The 18,819-nt window shown below is 72.3% G+C and carries 14 protein-coding genes; 7 read left to right on the top strand and 7 right to left on the bottom strand.

The window, feature by feature from the left end; translation table 11 throughout:
• Positions 1-29: 29 nt before the first annotated feature.
• Positions 30-1,151, bottom strand: coding sequence for a SchA/CurD-like domain-containing protein (locus OG276_RS36370; protein WP_266912167.1), 1,122 nt, complete (start codon positions 1,149-1,151; stop codon positions 30-32).
• A gap of 286 nt (positions 1,152-1,437) precedes the next feature.
• On the opposite strand from OG276_RS36370, the gene OG276_RS36365 reads away from it, so the two are divergent.
• Positions 1,438-3,078 (top strand): FAD-dependent monooxygenase, encoded by a 1,641-nt coding sequence (locus OG276_RS36365; protein ID WP_266912165.1) that lies wholly within the window; start codon positions 1,438-1,440, stop codon positions 3,076-3,078.
• Between the two features lie 95 nt (positions 3,079-3,173).
• On the opposite strand, the gene OG276_RS36360 is transcribed toward OG276_RS36365, so the two are convergent.
• The gene (locus tag OG276_RS36360) at positions 3,174-3,383 is read right to left on the bottom strand and encodes an acyl-CoA carboxylase epsilon subunit (RefSeq protein WP_266912163.1); all 210 of its coding nucleotides are present in this window, start codon (positions 3,381-3,383) and stop codon (positions 3,174-3,176) included.
• Between the two features lie 284 nt (positions 3,384-3,667).
• Here OG276_RS36360 and OG276_RS36355 point away from each other — a divergent pair, with 284 nt between their 5' ends.
• Positions 3,668-4,027, top strand: coding sequence for a DUF6204 family protein (locus tag OG276_RS36355; RefSeq protein ID WP_266912161.1), 360 nt, complete (start codon positions 3,668-3,670; stop codon positions 4,025-4,027).
• Between the two features lie 45 nt (positions 4,028-4,072).
• Here OG276_RS36355 and OG276_RS36350 read toward each other — a convergent pair whose 3' ends face one another.
• The gene (locus OG276_RS36350) at positions 4,073-4,681 is read right to left on the bottom strand and encodes a DUF4360 domain-containing protein (protein WP_266913420.1); all 609 of its coding nucleotides are present in this window, start codon (positions 4,679-4,681) and stop codon (positions 4,073-4,075) included.
• A 277-nt stretch (positions 4,682-4,958) separates the two neighbouring features.
• On the opposite strand from OG276_RS36350, the gene OG276_RS36345 reads away from it, so the two are divergent.
• Positions 4,959-6,842 (top strand): glyoxal oxidase, encoded by a 1,884-nt coding sequence (locus tag OG276_RS36345; RefSeq protein ID WP_266912159.1) that lies wholly within the window; start codon positions 4,959-4,961, stop codon positions 6,840-6,842.
• Positions 6,843-6,854: 12 nt separating this feature from the next.
• On the opposite strand, the gene OG276_RS36340 is transcribed toward OG276_RS36345, so the two are convergent.
• The 3 genes from OG276_RS36340 to OG276_RS36330 form a co-directional block, all read right to left on the bottom strand.
• Entirely contained in the window at positions 6,855-10,250 is a 3,396-nt protein-coding gene (locus tag OG276_RS36340; RefSeq protein WP_266912157.1) for a CARDB domain-containing protein, read from the bottom strand.
• Between the two features lie 352 nt (positions 10,251-10,602).
• Complete coding sequence (locus OG276_RS36335; RefSeq protein WP_266912155.1) at positions 10,603-11,205, bottom strand: HutD family protein; 603 nt, start codon at positions 11,203-11,205, stop codon at positions 10,603-10,605.
• 274 nt (positions 11,206-11,479) lie between these two features.
• Positions 11,480-13,027: an MFS transporter gene (locus OG276_RS36330; RefSeq protein WP_266912153.1), complete on the bottom strand. Its 1,548-nt coding sequence runs from the start codon at positions 13,025-13,027 to the stop codon at positions 11,480-11,482.
• 143 nt (positions 13,028-13,170) lie between these two features.
• On the opposite strand from OG276_RS36330, the gene OG276_RS36325 reads away from it, so the two are divergent.
• The 4 genes from OG276_RS36325 to OG276_RS36310 all read left to right on the top strand — a co-directional run bounded on the left by OG276_RS36325 (position 13,171) and on the right by OG276_RS36310 (position 15,788).
• On the top strand, positions 13,171-13,614 hold the full coding sequence (locus OG276_RS36325; RefSeq protein WP_266912151.1) for a MarR family winged helix-turn-helix transcriptional regulator: 444 nt from the start codon (positions 13,171-13,173) through the stop codon (positions 13,612-13,614).
• Between the two features lie 147 nt (positions 13,615-13,761).
• A complete protein-coding gene (locus OG276_RS36320; protein ID WP_243333056.1) occupies positions 13,762-13,953 on the top strand; it encodes a DUF5302 domain-containing protein in 192 nt (63 codons plus the stop codon).
• A gap of 330 nt (positions 13,954-14,283) precedes the next feature.
• Complete coding sequence (locus OG276_RS36315; RefSeq protein WP_266912149.1) at positions 14,284-14,694, top strand: rodlin; 411 nt, start codon at positions 14,284-14,286, stop codon at positions 14,692-14,694.
• A 173-nt stretch (positions 14,695-14,867) separates the two neighbouring features.
• Positions 14,868-15,788 (top strand): glycoside hydrolase family 19 protein, encoded by a 921-nt coding sequence (locus OG276_RS36310; RefSeq protein WP_266913418.1) that lies wholly within the window; start codon positions 14,868-14,870, stop codon positions 15,786-15,788.
• Between the two features lie 21 nt (positions 15,789-15,809).
• Here the strand turns inward: OG276_RS36310 and OG276_RS36305 are convergent, their stop codons facing one another.
• Positions 15,810-18,581, bottom strand: coding sequence for a LuxR family transcriptional regulator (locus OG276_RS36305; RefSeq protein WP_266912147.1), 2,772 nt, complete (start codon positions 18,579-18,581; stop codon positions 15,810-15,812).
• Between the last annotated feature and the right edge of the window lie 238 nt (positions 18,582-18,819).

Genomic DNA, 18,819 nt, shown 5'->3' with positions numbered 1-18,819 from the left:
ATGGGCCGGCTGGGGGGTGCCGCTGCGGATCAGCCCTCGGCGGGGGCCCGGCGGTCGGTGATCAGGCTCATGGTGTGGCGGACCGCGGACTCGGCGGCCCCCTCGGACCCGCTGACGGGCCCGGCCATCAGGCGGGCGAGGACGGCCGCCTTGCGCGGTCCCCGGACGCCGAAGGCGGTTTCCAGCCCGGCGCCGTGCGGGCTGCGCACGTCGATGAGGCGTACGACGATGTCGTCGCGCTGGAAGATGCTGCTGCTCACGGTCGGGGCGTCGGACCGGTGGGCCGCTTCCTCGTCCTGCCGGGCGAGGAACTTGGCCAGCGCCGGTCCGCAGCCGGGCTTGGCCGGGTAGAACAGCGCGTGACGCCGTACGTCGGAGCGGTCCGCGGCGCCGGCCTCGCGGGCGGCGACGTGGTGGACCGCCGGGAGCGCGGCCTTCATGAAGAACATCCGGGCGGACTCGGGGTTGCCGAGGTCGCGGTCCTGTTCGAGGTAGGGGTTGATGGCCTCCTCGACGGCCCGTACCTCGGGCTGCTCGGAGACGTGCCGCAGGGCTGACATCAGGTCCCCGCGGACCTCCACCGTACGCACGACCCGGTTGCCGTGCATGAACAGCGTGGTGCGGCAGAGCCGGGTGTGGCCGTCGACGTCGGCCGCCGGGGAGGCGTAGCTGGAGAGGAGGGCCGCGACCTCCTTCTCGCTGCCGGGCTTGACCGTGAAGGTCAGGGCGTGGCGGACGATGTCGGCGCCGAGCCGCGGCCCTTCCTGCAGCCGGGCGCCCGTGGGCCGCTGCGCGTCCTGGTAGCCGCGGCCGGTCTCGCGCAGGACGGTGTACTTGAGCGGGCGCATGGCGCGGGCGCAGGCGCCCAGCGGGCGGACCTGTTCGGCGTGGTGCTCGCTGTTGACCCAGGCGAGGTACTGCGGGGCGCTCTCCCACTCGCTGGTGATGAGCCACTGCGAAGGGTTCTCGAAGGACTGGCAGAGCTGGTCGCTGATGTGCCCCGGTTCCGACGCGATGTCGTGGCGCATTTGCTCGTACGCCTCGAAGAACCGCTGCTGGGCTCCTTCGTGGAGGTCCATCAGCAGGACGACCCTGAGCATGGATCCGTCGAAGGCGGACTGTGACACCCGTTCGGACAGGGTGGTCGTCATCTGCTCACTCCTTCGTGAGGGCCCTGGGGGAGGGCGGGGATTCTCATCGCGTACGGACCCTCGTCCGTCATCGGCGGTGGCCGCCCCGGACCGGCGGCCGTCGCGGGGACGGCAGGCTGGCGTGTCTTCGGGGGAACCGCTGTCGCTCATCGTCATCCGGGTGGGGACGTACCGCTACATCTCCGGATCAAGCGGGTGACAACCGGCGTATCTCCTGGGCTTGGCCGACGATCGGGGGCATAAAAGAGTGCAATCCCCCCACACAGAATTCAGGAGCTCGCAGCTGATGGAAGACACGGCAGATGTTCGCGTACCGGTTCTCGTCGTGGGCGGCTCCCTCGTGGGTCTGTCCACCTCGCTGTTCCTGAGCCGTCACGGCATCAGGCACCTGGTAGTGGAGAAGCACGCCGGCACCTCCGACCACCCGCGCGGGCGCGGTATCAACGCCCGGACCATGGAGTTGTTCCGGGTGGCCGGGGCGGAGGGCGCCATCCGGCAGGCGGCGTCCGCGCTGGAGAACAACATGGGCATCCTGCAGACGGAGTCCCTGCTCGGCGGCGACCACAAGTGGCTGGTCAAGGCCATCGACCCCTCCGGAGCGCTCAGCAAGTTCAGCCCGACCGGCTGGTGCGTGTGCAGCCAGAACAACATCGAGCCGATCCTCGCCGCGCAGAGCCGCGCCCAGGGCGCCGACGTGCGGTTCTCGACCGAGCTGATGAGCTTCGACCAGGACGAGACCGGGGTGAACGCGCTGGTCAAGGACCGGGAGACCGGTGAGCACATCACCGTGCGGGCCGACTTCCTGATCGCGGCGGACGGCCCGCGCAGCCCCGTGCGCGAGCAGTTGCGCATCCCCCAGACGGGCAGCGGCGAGCTGTTCCACAACGTCAGCGTCACCTTCCGGTCGCGGCAGCTCGTCGAGGTGCTGGGCGACCTGCGGTTCATCGTCTGCTACCTGATGAAGCCGGGTGCGGACGGGGCGCTGCTGCCGGTCGACAACGACACCCAGTGGGTCTTCCACCTGCCGTGGCACCCGGACCAGGGGGAGACCCTGGAGGACTTCACGGAGGAGCGGTGCAGGGAGCAGATCCGGGCCGCCATCGGCGTACCGGACCTGGACGTGGAGATCGGCGGCAAGGCCCCCTGGCACGCGGCGGAACGGATCGCCGAGCAGTACTCCTCCGGTCGGGTGTTCCTGGCCGGCGACGCGGCCCACGAGATGTCCCCCACCGGCGCGTTCGGCTCCAACACCGGCATCCAGGACGCGCACAACCTGGCGTGGAAGATCGCGGCGGTCCTGAACGGATCGGCGGGCACGGGACTGCTGGAGACCTACGGGGCCGAGCGGCACCCGGTGGCCGTGGCGACCGCGCAGCGCGCCTCCGCCCGTTCGGCGGAGCACAGCCACCCCGGGTACGCGCCGCCGCCCACGATGGGCGGCGGACCGGGCAGCGGGGTCCTGACGACGGCGATGGCCTACGCGTACCCGAGCGGCGCCTTCGTCGGCGGGTCTCCGGACCGGCCCGTCATCCCGGAGGGGATGCGCATGACGGGCGACCCCGGTACGCGGGCCCCGCACATGTGGCTGACGCGGGCCGACGGCGAGCGGGTCTCCACGCTGGACCTGTACGAGCGTGCCTTCGTGCTGCTCTGCGGTGCGGGCTCGCCGTGGCGGGCGGCCGCCGACCGGGTGGCCGAGCGGCTGTCGGTGAAGCTGGACGCTTACGCGATCGGGGCCCCGGGCGCCCCCGGCACCGATCTGGTGCAGGAGGAGGGATCCGACTGGAGCGGGGTGCACGCCATGTCCCCGGAGGGCGCCGTGCTGGTACGCCCCGACGGGTTCGTCGCGTGGCGTTCGCAGGGTCCGGTGGCCGATGCCGAGGCCGCGCTGTCCGAGGCCCTGTCGACGGTGCTGCGCCGGTCCTGACCGGCCCGTACGCCAAGTGGTCCCCCTGCCGCCGGCCCGTAAGCGGGCCGGGGGCAGGGGCGTTCATGGGGGCTGCGGCCCCGTGCCGGTCCGCGTCAGGCGCAGGCCCAGCAGCCCGCCCAGCAGCCGGAGCCGTGGTGCGCGGGGCGCCGGCGGCGGGCGGCCCCGGCGGGGGCCGTGCCCGTCCCGGGGGCCGATTCGGCTCCGACGGAGTTGCGGCGGGCGAAGCAGGCGACGACCACCGCGATCGCGGCGAGTTCCTCGGGGGCGGCCACGCCCTTCTCCACACGGATCAGGCTGGCCATCGGGGGCGTCTGGGCTATCGGAGCATCCTTCAGCATCGGCTCGGCCTCTCGCACAGGCGGAAAGCAGGACCCCCCTCGCGGAATCCGAGGACTCCGGACGCTGCCGACGCTAGCGGGGCGCGACACGCCCGGCACGCCGGGCAGTTGCGCGAAACCCCAGGTCGCAGCCGCACCGACCGGGTGACGTCGGGCTCGCGGAGGTCGCACGCTGATTGGGCCGTCGGAGTGGCGGGCCCCCGGAAATCCCGGTGCGGACGGCTCGGAGTCCCCCCTAGGCTGACGGGATGAGCACCCGCACCTTCCGCATCACCGTCCGGGGGTCCTTCGACGGCCTCACCGAAGAGCAGCGCGCCGCGCTCCTCGCGGACGCGGACCGGCACGACATGCTGACGGCCGAGTTCACTCCCGAGGGGCACCTCACGTACGACGTGGCGGCCCGGCCCTTCTTCACCTTCCGCTTCCTGGCCGAGGGCGAGGCCGAGGAGGACATCCTGGACGCGACCGCTCACGCCGAGCTCGCGGCGGAGACCTGGCTGACGGAGCACGGGTACGGCTTCAAGCGGCTCAGCTCCCAGGCCCAGGACCTCACGCTGGCCCCGATGAGCAAGCGGCAGCGGCAGGCGGCCGCGCGAGGGGACTCCTGAGCGGGAGTTCCGCGCGGCCGCCCGTGGGGAGCGAGCCGGGCCGGTTCAGCGGGCCGGGCACTGCTTCCAGGAGAAGTGGTAGACGCTGTTGATGCTGCCGTCGGTGGAGTCGAGCGCCATGTAGCTGGTCGTCGCCGGGTCCGAAGTGCCGACCTCGGCGCGCAGCTCGGTATTGATGTTGAAGTTGCGCTGTTCGCCGCAGGGGGCGAAGACCAGCGCCTCGATGCCCGTGGTGTCGGAGGCCTGCCAGTTGTCGTCGAGCTTGCCGAGGAACTTGTGGGTGCGGGAGTCGGTCTGCTTCATGCCCTGGAAGTAGTAGCTGGCCTTCTGGGTGCCGACGGCGCCCTTCTGGAGGCTGCCGAATCCCCGGTAGTCGACCTGGGCGACGGCGTAGGTGAACCCCTGCGGGACGTGTACGACCAGGGAGAGCAGACAGTTCTTGCGGCCGTCGGTCGGGGCGCTGTTCCCTCCCGCCATGGCCAGGTACTCGCTGTAGGTGACGGTGAAGGCCGAGTTGTCCTCGGCCACGGCGACGGTGGCGCTGCCCGGCCGGCACCCCGAGCCGTTGACCGTGGCGACGTCGACGGTCACCCGGTCCTCCGGCGCGGTGGGGGCCCCGGGGCCACCCGCCGCCCCGGCGGCGGAAGCGGGCAGGAGGGTGAGGAGGCCGCCGGTCACGAGGACGGCGCCGAGCGCGGTGCGCAGTGTTCTGATCACCCGGCCATGGAATCGGTCCGTACCGGGCCGGTCGGGGAACGGGTGCGCGACCTCACTCCGATGGCCGGGCCCTTTCACCGCAGAAACGTCTCGTCAGGGACTCCGGAGGGCCGAACGGCTCATCGGCAGGACGTCGAGCACGTCGGATCACCCCATTCATCCCGTTATTTCCTATGCTGAGCGCCCTACGGAACCGCCCGCGCCGAGGAGCCCCATGCGCCGCCTGCACCGGTCCGCCCTGCTCTCCGCGACCGCGGTCGTCTCCGCCCTCGTGCTCGCGACCGCACCGGCCGCCGCCGGGGCGCCGGGACACGGCACGGACGGCGGGGGCGGGGCGACCGGCGCCGCCCACGGCCATGCGGCCGATGCCACCGGTACGGCCGGTACGGCCGGGGGGACCGACCCGGCCGAGGCCGCCGTGATCGGGGCCGGCCACGCGCGCGCCCACGCCGAGCTGCGCCGGGCGGCCAAGGGCGCCGTGGAGTACCCGCAGTCCCGGCGCGACGCGAGCCTGGCCTCGCTCACCGGCTCGCAGGCCGAGGCCAACTCCGCTTTCAAAGCGGCGGTTTCGGGACGGTTCGCCGAGTACTTCCCCTCCCCCGACTTCGGCGTGCACGTCGCCCAGCTGCCCACCGGCAAGGTTCTGCTCTTCTCCTTCTCCCGGGTGGAGACCGACCCGACCAAGGAGACCGGGCCCACGGACCGGATCGGACCGACGAACGCGGGCCGCGCCTACCTGTGGGATCCGGCGAAGGGGACGGGCGCGCGAGCGTTCAAAAAGGTCACCCCGCCCATCGTGCTGATGCCCGACGGTACGCACGCCCCGCGCCCGGCGCCGTTCTTCTGCGCCGGGCACTCCTTCCTGCCCAACGGGATGCTGGGCGTGTTCGGCGGCAACACGGGCGGGAAGGGCGGCAGCGGTGCGAAGCTGTCCTTCGTCTTCGACCCGTGGACCGAGGGCTGGTACCGCAACCGCGATATGGCGGTGGGCCGTTGGTACCCGTCGGTGGTGACCGGCGCGGACGGCCGCCAGATCATCATGTCGGGCCAGTCGGAGCGCGGCACGGGGACACCGACCCCGGTGGTGGAGCGGTTCCCCGCGCCGGGGCAGCCGGTGCCCTGGCGCCCGTACGACATCCCGCTGGACCTCTCCGTCCAGCGGATGCGCTCGGACGCGCCGTTCCGCAACGACTACCCGCACCTGTTCTCGCTGCGCGACGGCATGATCTACGGCCTGGGGCGCGACGCGGACCAGCAGTGGCTCTTCGACCCGCGCACGCAGTCCCGTACGGACCTGCCCAGACGGCCCGCCGATTTCCGGGGCTACGGCTCCGCCGTGCCGCTGCCGGCGGGGTTCCGCGGACCCGATTCGGTGCTGGTGCTGGGCGGGGACCCGCTCGACCCGAACACCTACCGGCTGTCGGGCGGCGCCTGGACCACACAGGAGCCGCGCGCCTTCGGCCGGACCCAGGACGACACGCTGATCCTGCCGGACGGCACGCTGCTGACGGTCAACGGGGCCAAGGACACGAGGGATTACGGGTTCGGGCCGTTCAACCCGAAGGCCGATCTGAAGTTCCGCCAGACCGAACTGCGGGGCGCCGACGGCCGGTGGAGGCTCGGCCCGGCGCAACGGCTGCCGCGGGGCTACCACTCCAACGCCCTGGTGCTGCCGGACGGCCGGGTCATGGTCACCGGGGACGAGCTCCAGCAGATCGCCAACGACCCGGACATCAAGGACGGGATGGACGGCTCGATCGAGATCTACGAGCCCGCCTACCTGCACCGGGGCGCCCGGCCCGTACTGGACCGGGTCCCGGCGGGCGAGATCGCCCACGACGCGGAGTTCTCCGTGGAGAGCTCGACGGCCGCCGGCGTACGGCGGGCGGTACTGCTGGCGCCGACCACGGTCACCCACGCGGTGAACACCAGCCAGCGCCATCTGGAGCTTCGGATGACCGGCGTCCGCGGCCGCACGATCGGGCTGCGGGCGCCGGCCACTTCGGCCGACGCCCCGCCCGGTTACTACATGCTGTTCCTCCTCGACGCGAAGGGTGTCCCCGGTACGGCGAGGTGGATCAAGCTCGGCAAGCGGTGAAACCGCCTGCCGCTAGCCGCCGTTGATCAGGAACTGCGATCCCGGCTCGATCAGGATGTTGCCCTGGGCGGATCCGGTGATGGTGACGTTGGACAGGATGGCGTTGCCGCGCGCTCCGCCCATGGCCAGGATCCCGGAGCCGTTGTTGGACTTGTCGATGGTCACGTTCGTGATCTTGACGTCGGGCATGACCCCGCCGCCGGTCTTGAACTGGATCCCGTCGTAGGTGGAGTCGTGGATGTCGGTGTCGCGGATGACGACGCCCGGGATGGGCAGGTTCGACGGGAACAGGGTGATCGCGCCGAACTCCTGGTCCTCGTTCCAGAACGCGCCGCCCGTGCGGAAGAGGCCGTTGCCCGCGATCAGGGTCTGCCCGGAGAAGGGCAGCGGGTCGTGGTCGGTCGCCAGCATGATGCCGGGGTAGTTCATGGTGTCGTAGATCAGGTTGTTCTCGATGGTGTTGCCGTAGCCGCCGTACAGGGCGATGCCGTTGGCGCGCCACGGGAGCTGGATGGTGTTGTTGCGGAAGTGGTTGTCGTGGCCGATGTCCACCGACTGGTCCTTCACGTACTTGCTGGACCACACCGCCAGGGCGTCGTCACCGGTCGTGCGGAAGGAGGAGTTGAAGACGGTGGAATTGCGGGTGCCGTTGGCGAAGTTGATGCCGTCGGCGTAGGTGTCGCGGATCCGCATGCCGTTGAACTCGATGCCGTCGCCCGGGCCCCACAGGGCCGGGATGTTGTCGTAGTCGCGGCCGACCCAGACGCCGACGTTGGCGTGCTCGATCCACACGTTGGTGATCTTGGTGTTCTTGCCGAAGCGGCCGTTGAGGCCCACGCCGCCCTCGGCGTTGCCGTCACCGCCGCGGATCCGGCCCGATCCGAAGATCGCGATGTCGGAGATCTGCGTGTTGTCGTCGATCTCGAACCCGAAGTTGCCCTCGTGCGGGTGGTTGATGCCGCCGGCGTCCTGCGGCTGGGTGAGCGTGTAGAGCTGGGAGTGCCACATGCCCGCGCCGCGGATGGAGACGTTGCTGATGCCCACCTGGTTGAACTGGCCGCGGTTCAGCGGGTCGTCGGTGAGGATCTTCTGCTCCTGGCGCCACTGGCCCTGCGGGATCCAGACGCAGGCGATCTGCCCGTTCTGGTCGGCCGTCACGGCCTTCTGGAGGGCGAGCGTGTCGTCGATGCCGTCGTTCGGGATCGCACCGTAGTCGGTGATCGAGGTGCACTCGGCGGGCTTGGACGCCGCCGGGGCCACCTGCTCCAGGTCGATCAGGTCGATGACGTAGTACGAGGCCGTGTCGCCGGCGTCGCGCTGGAGGCGGAAGGTCGTGCCGGGCGGGTAGCTCTGCGCGAGCAGGGCGTGGGACTCGTCGAAGAGCCTGCGGGCGTCGCCGCCGGGGGTGTTGGTCAGGCCCTCGGGGCTGTCGGTGCTGCCGTAGAGCCAGCTGTGCTTGGAGGAGAGGGTCAGCTTCTGGGCGAAGCTGCCGTTGACGTACAGGCTGATGGTGGCGTCCGCGCCGCCGCCGTTCGCGGCGTCGGGCACCGAGTTGCGCACGACGATGGAGTTGGCCTGGTTGGTGGAGGTGAACTGCACGTACTGGCCGGCCGAGGAGAGGCGTACGGACTCGCGGCCCGAGGACTCGGTGGCGAAGTTGGTGTGCCCGAAGGTCCGCTTGGCGTCGCTCTGCAGCAGGGTGCCGGTGTAACTGCCGGCCTCCGCCTCGTACTCGGTGTACGGGAGCGCCGCCCCGCGGCCGACGACCACGGCCCGGGAGTGGCTGTTGTTGTTCTCGTTGGTCTCGGCGACGAGGCCGGTCGCGTCGGCGGTGGCGGTGAGGGTGGCTCCGCCGCTGACCGCCGTCCAGGTTCCGTTGATCGGCACGTTGACCGTCGCACCGGCGGCGATCGCCGGAGTGGGGCCGTTCAGGGTGGTGGAGCCGGCGACCAGCCGGGTGATGCTGCCCGCGCTCACCGCGGCGGTGCCCCGGTTGCGGACGGCCACGGTGAAGGAGACCGGGGCGCCCACGGCCGGGTTGGCCGGGTTGGTGGTGAGGGAGAGGGTTTCCAGGTCGGGGCCCGGCGCCTGGCCGACGACGAGCTTCGCGGCGGCCGTGCGGCTGTTGTTGGTGTCGTTCTGCTCGGGGACGGTCCCGGCCGGGTCGACGACGGCGGAGACCGTGTAGCTGCCCATCGGCCGCTTGCCGACGGCGACCGGGACGGTGACCGAGGCTCCGGCCGCGAGGGCGCCGACCGGGGCGCTGCCGGCGGCCGCGCCTTCGAGGCTGACGTTGACGGTGGTGGCCGGGGAGGCGACCGAACCGGCGTTGCGGACGGTCGCGTTGACCGTGACGGCGTCGCTCTCGGAGGGGGCGGCCGGGGACCAGGCGAGGTCCGTGACCGTCAGGTCCGGGTTCGGGGCGGCGGCGCCGATGACCTGGAACTCGGCGGCCTGGCCGCCACCGGCTCCGGTGTTGCCGGAGAACTTCAGCTGGACGTCGGCGAGGCGGCCGGTGACGGGGACCGTCACGGTGTTCTGGTTGCCGCCCGGGCTGAACGCGTAGTCGGCACGGGCCTTCAGGGTGGTGAACCCGCTCGCCGACTGCTCCCGGCCCAGGACCTCGAAGCTCTGGGTGCGGTTGCCCCAGGCGGGGTCGGGGTTGAGCTTGAGGACCACTCCGGTGACGTCGGCGTTGGATCCGAGCTTCACGGTCAGCGTGGACTGCTGGCCGCCCGCCTCCCAGTAGCTGGTGACGCTGTCGTCGTTGGCGTTGGCCGCGACGAACGACTGGGTGGTGGAGGAGGCCTCGATGGGCTTGCCCTTGGCGAGGTTCACGCCGACGGGGGGCGGGGTACCCGGGTCTCCGGGATCGCCGGGGTCACCGCTGCCGTCGGCGGAGTACACCTCCAGCTCGGATATCTGCGCGGCCTGCCAGCCCGTGTTGGCGGTGACGCTCACCCGTACGTAGCGGACCGTCGCGGCGGTGAACCCGATGGTCACCGCGTTGGACTGGGCGGGGTTGAACACCCGTCCCGCCGAGGCGGACAGCGTGGTGAAGGTGTTCCCGTCGGTGCTGCCCTGCACGGTCAGCGTCTCGGTGCGCGTCTCCCACGGGGCGGGCAGCTTCAGCACCACCTGGTCGACGGCGACGCTGCTGCCGAGGTCCACCTGCACCCACGTGGGGAAGGCGCCCGAGGGCCCCTCCCAGTACGAGCCCTGGTTGCCGTCGGTGACTCCCGGGGCCCCGTACCCGCCGAGGGACCCGCTCGCGGAGACCGCCTTGCCCAGGGCGAGGTTGGGTCCGCCCGCCGCCGCGGCGAGGCCGACCGGCAGGAGTCCGACCGACATCAGTCCCGCTACCACCGTGCCGGCCACCATCAGCCGGCCGCCTTGCTTCCATCTCATGCTGTCCTCTGTTCCATGAGGGGACCGGCCCGACGCAGCCGCGCCTGCCGCAAACTTGCGTAGCGTTATTAATTTTTTGAGTGATCTGATCGCAGTTATGCGGCCATGGCGCCACAGGTTTCTATCAGATGACGACTTTGTCAACGCTTCACGCACAGAGGGGAGTTCGGATCACCCTCGGGCCGGCCCGGCTCCAGGTGGCCGAAAGCCGCGTCCGGGGCACGCCGCGGGTCCGCGAGATCGGGAACCCCCAGGACGAAGCGGGCCAGAACGCGCACCGAGCCGCGTCATGAACAGGAACGCCCGGCACCGGATCCGGGCCGAAGGGGTCGCGCCCGCCGAAGAAGGCGCGCTATGCCGGGTGAGTCCGGCCGGGCTCCGCCGGGGCCGGGGCGAGCCGGACAACCGCCGCTCGGCCGGCACTGCGCAGCAGGGCCTCACGCGCTCCCGTCAGCAAGACGGCGTCGTACGGGCCCAGCTCGGCGGAGCCGTCGACCTCGGCCGTTCCTTCCAGGGCGACGATCAGCAGGCTCTCGCCGGGCCGGACGGCGAGCGCGAGGTCGCCCCGTACGACGGCGGTGTCGGCGCTCACCACTCCCCGGCGGTACATCACGTTGAAGTTCACGACCGGCCCGGCCAGCAGCCGGCAGTCGGTCGGCTCGTCGCCGGGGAACCGCTGGGGCTCGTACCGCCGGTCCACGAGGCGTCGTACGCCGCCGATCGAGAGGTCCATGCCGGCGCCCTCCGCGAGGGTGAGCGTGCGGTCGATGCCGGGGAACACGGAGAAGGCGCCGTCGGCGGTGACCTCCGCCAGGCTGATCCGCCAGCCGAAGTCGTCCATCCCGGAGCCCTCGGGTCCGGCGGCGATCTCGCGGGTCACTCCCCCGCCGTTCTTCCACCGCGCCGCCGGCCGGTCGGCCGCCCGCAGGATCCGGGTCGGTTCTTCGCTGGTCATGGCACCCTTCCGGGCCCGGGAGATCCTTTCCGGGCCCGGTCGAGCCTATCCGGGCGCCTCGGGCCTACGACGGCGCGGGGACGCCCGCCGGCAGCCGTTGTCGCGCCGCAGGGGCCGGGAGGAGAGGGTGCCGACGCCCTTGGCCACGGCACTAGCGGTCAAGGGTGCGGTCTCTTGAACGGTCGAAGCCGCCCCCGGGACCTGCCGCGTGTGCGGCCGGACCCGGGGGCGGCCCGGTGGGAGCAGCGCTCCGCGGTGATGCGGTGCGGACCGGTCAGGCGTCGGCCTTCGCGGCGGATGCCGCAGTGGCCGTCGGCTCGGTTGCCGCAGGTGCGGGCCCTGTCGAGCCGGCCACCGGTGCGGCGGCGCCCGTGGCCGCCGTGCGCGGGCCGTGTGCCCCGCGCAGGCCGATTCCGCTGATGACCGCGACCAGGCCGAAGGCCACCGCGCCGATGGCGAAGGTCAGGGTGAATCCGGATTCGGCGGGGAGCGCCGGGACACCCGCCGGGAGGTGTTCGATCGTCTTCGACGCCAGGATGGTGGTCACGATGGCGCTGCCGATCGCGCTGCCGGTGGAGCGGGAGATCGAGTTGATGCCGTTGGCGATGCCGCTCTGGTGGTGCGGAACGCTCGCCATGATCACGGCCGGCATGGCCGCGTAGCCGAAGCTGACGGCCGCGCCGACGATGAGGCCGGCGCCGATCACCGAGGCGCTGTGCCCGTGGTCCAGGGCCAGCCAGCCGAAGCCGGCGGCGCCGAGGGCCGCGGCGACCGCCAGGGCGGCGCGCGGACCGCGGTGGCGGACCAGCTGTCCGCCGATGGGCGAGGCGAGGAGCGAGACGATCGCGCCGGGCAGCAGGAACTCCACGGAGGCCCGCAGGATGGAGGCGTCGAAGCCGTAGCCGGTCAGGGCCTTGGGCATCTGGACGAGGTAGGAGACGCCCAGGAAGTTCGCGAACATGCCGAAGCCGACGAGGATGCCGGCCAGGTTGGCCATCAGGACCGGACGGTGGACGAACATCCGCATGTCGACGAGGGGCTCGCGGACCTTGAGCTCGGTCAGCACCCAGACGGCGGTCATGACGACGGCGCCCGCGAAACTGCCCAGCGTGCGGCCGGAGGCCCAGCCCCACTCGTGGCCCTGGGAGATCGGCAGCAGGAGCAGCAGCAGGGCGATGCCCAGGGTGAGCGCGCCGAGGAAGTCCGTACGGCCGCCGGTCTTGTGCCGGGTCGCCGGGACGAGGAAGACGACGGCGAGCAGCGCGAGCACGGCGAAGCCGGTGGCCATCCAGAAGGCGTTGCGGTAGTCGGCGTCGCTGCCGGAGGTCAGCAGGCCGGTGGCGACGAGCGCGAGGCCGCTGCCGAAGGCGAGGGTGCCGCTGACCAGGGCCATCGCTCCGGGGAGCTTCTGGGGGCGGACCTCTTCGCGCAGCACCGAGAGTGCGAGCGGGAAGATCGCGGTGGCGGCGCCCTGGAGGACCCGGCCGAGGAGGAGCAGGGGAAGGGAGGACGCCAGGGCGGCGATGACGGAGCCCGCGACCATGACGCCGAGTACGGCCACCAGCGTCGGCTTCTTGCCGTGCTGGTCGCCGAAGCGGCCCAGCAGGGGGGTGAAGACGGCGGCGGACAGCAGGGTGGCCGTGGTCACCCAGCTGACGTTGGCGGTGGTGGTGCCGAGATCGCTGCGGATCAGCCCCAGGATCGGGACCGGGAGCGTCTGCATCATCGACACGACCATGGCGGCCAGGCTCAGCGCGAAGACGATGACCGTCTCGTTCTGGCGGCCGCCGGCCTGGGTGGTGGCGGAGGGGGTGGTGCTCATGGCAGGGGGGACCTTTTCAGTGCTTCAGATCGCAGATGTTTGACGTCATCAAGTACTTCGACTCCAGCAGACGGTAGACCTCAATAGTTAAGGTGGTCAAGTAAAAGGTTGATAATGTGAAACACCTTGAGTACGCTCCGAGCATGAGCGCCACCACCCCCCACGCCGTCCCGACCAAGCTGGAGCTGCTGGAGCTGCTCGCCGCGATCGGCACCGCCCAGTGGCGGGACTTCGCGGCGGCCGCCGCGCACCACGGCCTCACCTCCACCCAGGCGAAGGTCCTCGCCCAGCTGAACGGCCCGCTCCCCATGCGCGGCCTCGCCACCCTGCTGGTCTGCGACGCCTCGAACGTGACCGGCATCGTGGACCGGCTGGAGGCCCGAGAGCTCGTCCGCCGCGAGCCCGACCCCGCGGACCGGCGCGTCAAGAACGTCGTGGCCACGGACGCGGGCCGCGAGGTGATCCGCCGGGTGCGCGAGGAGATGCAGGCCACGCACGGCGCCCTCGACGTCCTGGACGACACGGAGCGCGCGACGCTCCACGCGCTGCTGGAGCGGCTGCGGCCGACCCTGGAGAAGGACGCCTGAGGCCGGGTCCGAGCAGCTCGGACGCCACCCGGACGCCGCTCGGACACCCCCCGGACGCCACTCCGAAGCCGCATCTCCCGAACGCGTTGGCCAGGGGAAACACCACCTGACAGACTGCAACGGCTTCAGAACAATCCAGGAGGACGCATGTCAGAAGAATCAGACACCCCGCAGAACGAATCGCCGGCCGAGGAGGCCAAGCGGAAGTTCAAGGAGGCCCTGGAGCGGAACGCCGCCAATGCCCAGTCGCAGCAGGCCCACCAGAGCCGGGCGAAGATCCAGGGCGCCGGCGGCAACCCCGGGGGCAAGAACAAGAAGGTCCGCCGCAAGACCGGCTGACCGCGGCGGCGTCGCGTCTGCGCGACACCGCCCCTGCCGGCCCCGACGGGGTCCGGGACCCGCACACGGTCCGGATCCGGTCGGGGGCGGCACCCCCCAGCGCACGGGGCGCGAACCCGGGGCGCACGCGCACGTACGCGCCCGGGGATCTGGATCCGCCCGCCTGTCGACGTTGGGTCAATCGGCCGACGTCCGACCGCACCGGTGGAGTGCAAGGTTGGGCCACTCGGGTGATGGGTGATAACCCCCGGTGTCCACGGCAGTTGAGCAGCTCGTCCCGCCGAGGGCAGCTATCTCATGCGACAGTGCGACAGAAGAAGGATCTCCCACATGCTCAAGAAGTTCATGGCCACCGCAGCCGCCACCGCCGCCGTTCTGGGTGCCGGTGCCGCCGTAGCCTCCCCGGCGATGGCGATCGGCAACGACAACGGCGTCAACACGGTCAACGGCAACGAGTCCTCGCAGCTCTACGGCAACCAGGAGACCGCCGGCGCCATGAGCCCGCAGATGTCCGCCATCCAGGGCTCCCTGAACAAGCTCTGCGTCGGCCTGCCCGCGAAGGTCAACGCCCAGTCGATCCTGGCCCTGGTCAACATCGGTGTCCAGGACATCCCGATCGCGTCCAACCCGCAGAACCAGCAGTGCGCCGAGAACTCCACCCAGGCCAAGGGTGACGAGACCGCCTCGCACATCCTGGACAACATCCCGGTCCTCTCCGGCAACCTCTCCGCCGGTAGCTGACCCCGAAAACCCCAAGAACGCAGCGCCGGTGCACCGCCCTTCGGGGCGCGGCACCGGCGCTTCGTTTTGGTCTAGACCTTGACAGGTCCAGACCATCCTCGCTTCAGTGGGCGCAGTTGTCCCTTCCCGTTGCCCCCCACGGCAACTCCCCCCACTGAAGGAGAACTTCCGTGATGCGCACCCTGCACCGACGCGCCCTCTCGCTGGCCGCCACCGCGGCCGTCGCCCTCGGCCTCGCGATCGCCCTCCCCTCCTCCCCCGCCGCCGCGGCGCCCGCATGCGCCGGCGCGTGGGCGACCTCGGCCGTCTACACCGGCGGCATGAACGCCTCGTACGGCGGCCACAACTGGCAGGCCAAGTGGTGGACCCAGGGCGAGACCCCCGGCACCACCGGCCAGTGGGGCGTCTGGTCGGACCAGGGCGTCTGCGGAGGCGGGACGACCCCGAACCCGGACCCGACCACCCCCAACCCGTCCGGATTCGTGGTCAGCGAAGCCCAGTTCAACCAGATGTTCCCGAACCGGAACCCCTTCTACACCTACAACGGCCTGGTCGCGGCCCTGTCCGCCTACCCCGGCTTCGCCACCACCGGCGACGACACCGTCAAGCGGCGCGCGGCGGCGGCCTTCCTGGCGAACGCCTCGCACGAGACCGGCGGACTCGTGCACATCGTCGAGCAGAACACCGCCAACTACCCGCACTACTGCGACACGAACCAGCCCTACGGCTGTCCCGCCGGCCAGTCCGCCTACTACGGGCGCGGGCCCATCCAGTTGAGCTGGAACTTCAACTACAAGGCGGCCGGTGACGCCCTGGGCATCAACCTCCTGGCCAACCCCTACCTGGTGGAGCAGGACCCGGCCGTCGCGATGAAGACCGCGCTCTGGTACTGGAACACGCAGAACGGCCCGGGCACGATGACCGCCCACGCCGCCATGGTCAACGGCGCCGGCTTCGGCGAGACCATCCGCTCCATCAACGGCGCCCTGGAGTGCAACGGCGGCAACCCCGCGCAGGTGCAGAGCCGGATCAACACGTACCAGAGCTTCACCCAGCTCCTGGGCGTGACCCCGGGGAACAACCTGAGCTGCTGAGCCGGGCCGGCCCGGCCTCGGTCACCGCGTGCGCAGCGTGGTGGCCAGCTGGGCCCGGGACCGGACGTCGAGCTTCTGGTAGATCCGGGTCAGCCGGGCCTCCACGGTCTTGACGCTGACGAAGAGCTTCGCGGCCGCCTCCTGGTTGCTGGCGCCCTGGGCCACCAGCACCGCGAGGCGGGTCTCCGCCTCCGTGAGGGCGGCCAGGGGCCGGGCCCCTGCGCCGCCCTCGCATCCGGACGGGGACGGCTCCCGCGCGAGCTCCGCCCACGGGGTCGCACCGGCCCGGGTGAAGGCCTCGGCGGCCGCCGTCAGTGCGGCGCGTGCGGGTGCGCGCCGCCGGCGGCGGCGCTCCACCCGGGCGAGGGCGAGCAGCGTACGGGCCCGCTCCAGGGGCAGTTCGAGCCGCTCGAAGCGCTCGGCGGTGTCCTCCAGCAGGGCGACGGCCGCCTCGGCGTCGCCGTGCGCGGACAGGCACAGCCCTCGGGCCCGGTCGAGGGCGGCGATGACACTGGTACGGCCGAGTGCGAGGGCCGTCGTACGGGCCCTGGCCTGCACCTCGGCGGCCTCGTCGGGCGCGTCGGCGGCGACCAGGGCTTCGGCCAGCTCTCCGTGCCAGCGCAGGATCGAGGGGTCGACCACCTGCTGGGCGGCTTCCAGGTCGGCCACGCGGCGCAGGGTGGCGACGGCCTTCGCGGCCTCGCCGGTGGCCAGCTCGACCAGGCCGAGCACGTACAGGCCGCGGGAGAGGAAGACCTGGTCGTGCTCCTCCTCGGAGGCCTGGATGCCGCGCCGGGCATATCCGGCGGCGCGTGCGAAGCCTCCGCCCATGGCCTCGGCCAGGGCGGTGAGGTACCAGGCGGGGCCGGGCGAGAGGCCCGCCTCGACGGTCAGTTCCAGGGCGTCGCGGGCGTGCGCGGTGGCCGCCGCGCACCTGCCCCGGCGCAGTTCCACCTCGGTGAGGCTGCGCAGCACCTCGAAGACGTCCTCGGCGGATCCGGTGCGCCGTACGGCGGGCAGCAGCACGAGCAGCTGGCGCCGGGCGTCGGCGTTCCGGTCGTCGAAGAGGGCGTGGCGGACGGCGAGGTACTGCGGGGCGTTGCGCATGCCGAGGGGTACGTCGGGGGCGGGCAGGGCCAGGGCCTCGGCGAGGATCTCCTCGGCGTCCGGGTCCCCGAGGATGCGGCCCATGCGGGCCCGTACGGTCAGCGCCATGGCTTCGGCGACCTGGTCGCCGCCGCTGCGGGCCAGTACGCCGGCCTGCGCGGCGGCGTCGCGGGAGCGGACGGGGTCGCCGTCGCTGAGGTTGTGCTTCCAGGCGGTCCGCAACCGGACGGCGGCCTGGAGGGCGGGGTCGCCCTCGGCGTCGGCCTCGGCGTACGCGAAGGTCTCGTCGAGGGCCCCGAGGGCCTGGCCGGCGGCGTCGATGACGGCGAGGCGGGCCCGCACCCGGTCGCCGGGCGAGGCGTCGCGGGCGAGTACGGCGCGGGTGGCGCGGCGGGCGAGGTCGGCGCGGCCGGCCCAGCCCGCGTCCTCGGCGGCGGCGACGAGCCGGGCGAGCTCCTCTCCGGGCAGGTGGCAGGGGGTCCGGTCGGCCGCGAGCAGGCCGAGTTCGGCGGCCAGCGCCCGCTGGCCACGGCGCCTGCAGGAGGCGGCGGCCTCGGTGACCTCGGCGGCGAGCGCCTGGTCGGGGGCGTCCACGGCCAGCGCGCGGTGGCGTACGGCCTGGACGGGGTCGTCGACGGCGGCGGCGAGCGCGGCGTGTCCGGCGGCGCGTTCGGGCCAGCCCGCGTCGGCGGCCAGCGCGGTCGGCAGGGCCCCGGCCGTGAACCGGATCGTGCCGTCCTCTTCTACGGTGACCAGCGCGGCCCGCTCGGCCACGGTGAGCTCGGCCTCCGCGTCCAGGCGGCCGGCCCGGCGCAGCAGCGCGGTGGTGGGGCGCGCGGCGAGGGCGGCGTAGAGCAGGGTGCGCCGGGCCTGGGCGGGCACGACTCCGATGAGCCGGCGGGCCACCTCGCGGGCCTGGCCGGAGACGGGCAGCGGATCGGCGTGGTGGGCGCCGCCCTCGCGGGACCCGGCGGCTTCGGCGAGGGAGTGGCCCAGCGCCAGGGCCAGGCGCGGGTTGCCTCCGCTGGCCTGGTGGATCCGGCCGGCGAGGCGGGCCGGGAGCCCGCGGCGCACCAGCAGCTCGGCGACCTCGTCGGTGCCGAGCGGGGGCACCCGTATCTGGGGGGTGTCCGGTCCCCACAGGGCCTCGCAGAGCGGGGCTCCGCCCTGGACGCATTCGGCGGCGAGGACCCGTACCCGCGGCGGGGTCAGGCGCAGGGCGAAGCGCAGCAGGTCGGTGCTCTCCGCGTCGAGCCACTGGGCGTTGTCGAGCGCGAGCAGGACGGGGCCGCGGGCGGCGAGGGTGCGCAGCACCTCGACGACGGCGAGGCGCAGGGCGACGTGGTCGCGGCCGACGCGCGGTGCGTCGGTTTCCCGCCGCAGGAGGGCGATGGCGGTGCGTTGCGGTCCGGAGAGGCGTTCCAGCGCGTCGGCCGGGACGGAGGCGAGGAGGGCGGCGGCGGAGGCTTCGGGTATCCACCGGTCGGCGGCTCCGGGGGCCAGGCGCAGCACGGTCTCGTGGCGCAGCGCGGCTGCCTCGGTGAGGGCGTGCAGCACCTCCGTCTTGCCCGAGCCGGCGGGCCCGGTGACCAGGGCGCGTCCGTGCGTGGTCAGCGCGCGGTCGACCGCCTTGATCAGTTCACCGTGTCCGACGGTCGTGTCGGCGTGCCCCGTCGCCACCACCACGCACAGCACCAGCCTCTCGCTTGCCCGTTCCTGTGCCCTTCCTGTGAGACGCGACAATACGAGGTCGGATGCCCGGCGGGCCCGGATTGTGACGCAGAATTCAGTCACGTGACATGAAAACCCGCCCGGCCTGCCGATACGCGGTGTATCGGGAGGTCGGGCGGGCTGTTGGTCCGTACTATCGCCCCGTCAGGCCGAGTTGGGCCGCGGTGCGGATCGGGCTCCGGAGGTCGGACTC

The organism is Streptomyces sp. NBC_00086 (assembly GCF_026343255.1).
GTDB lineage: Bacteria > Actinomycetota > Actinomycetes > Streptomycetales > Streptomycetaceae > Streptomyces.
The sequence above is the reverse complement of the archived record's forward strand: the minus strand, read 5'-3'. Positions and strand labels throughout refer to the sequence as shown.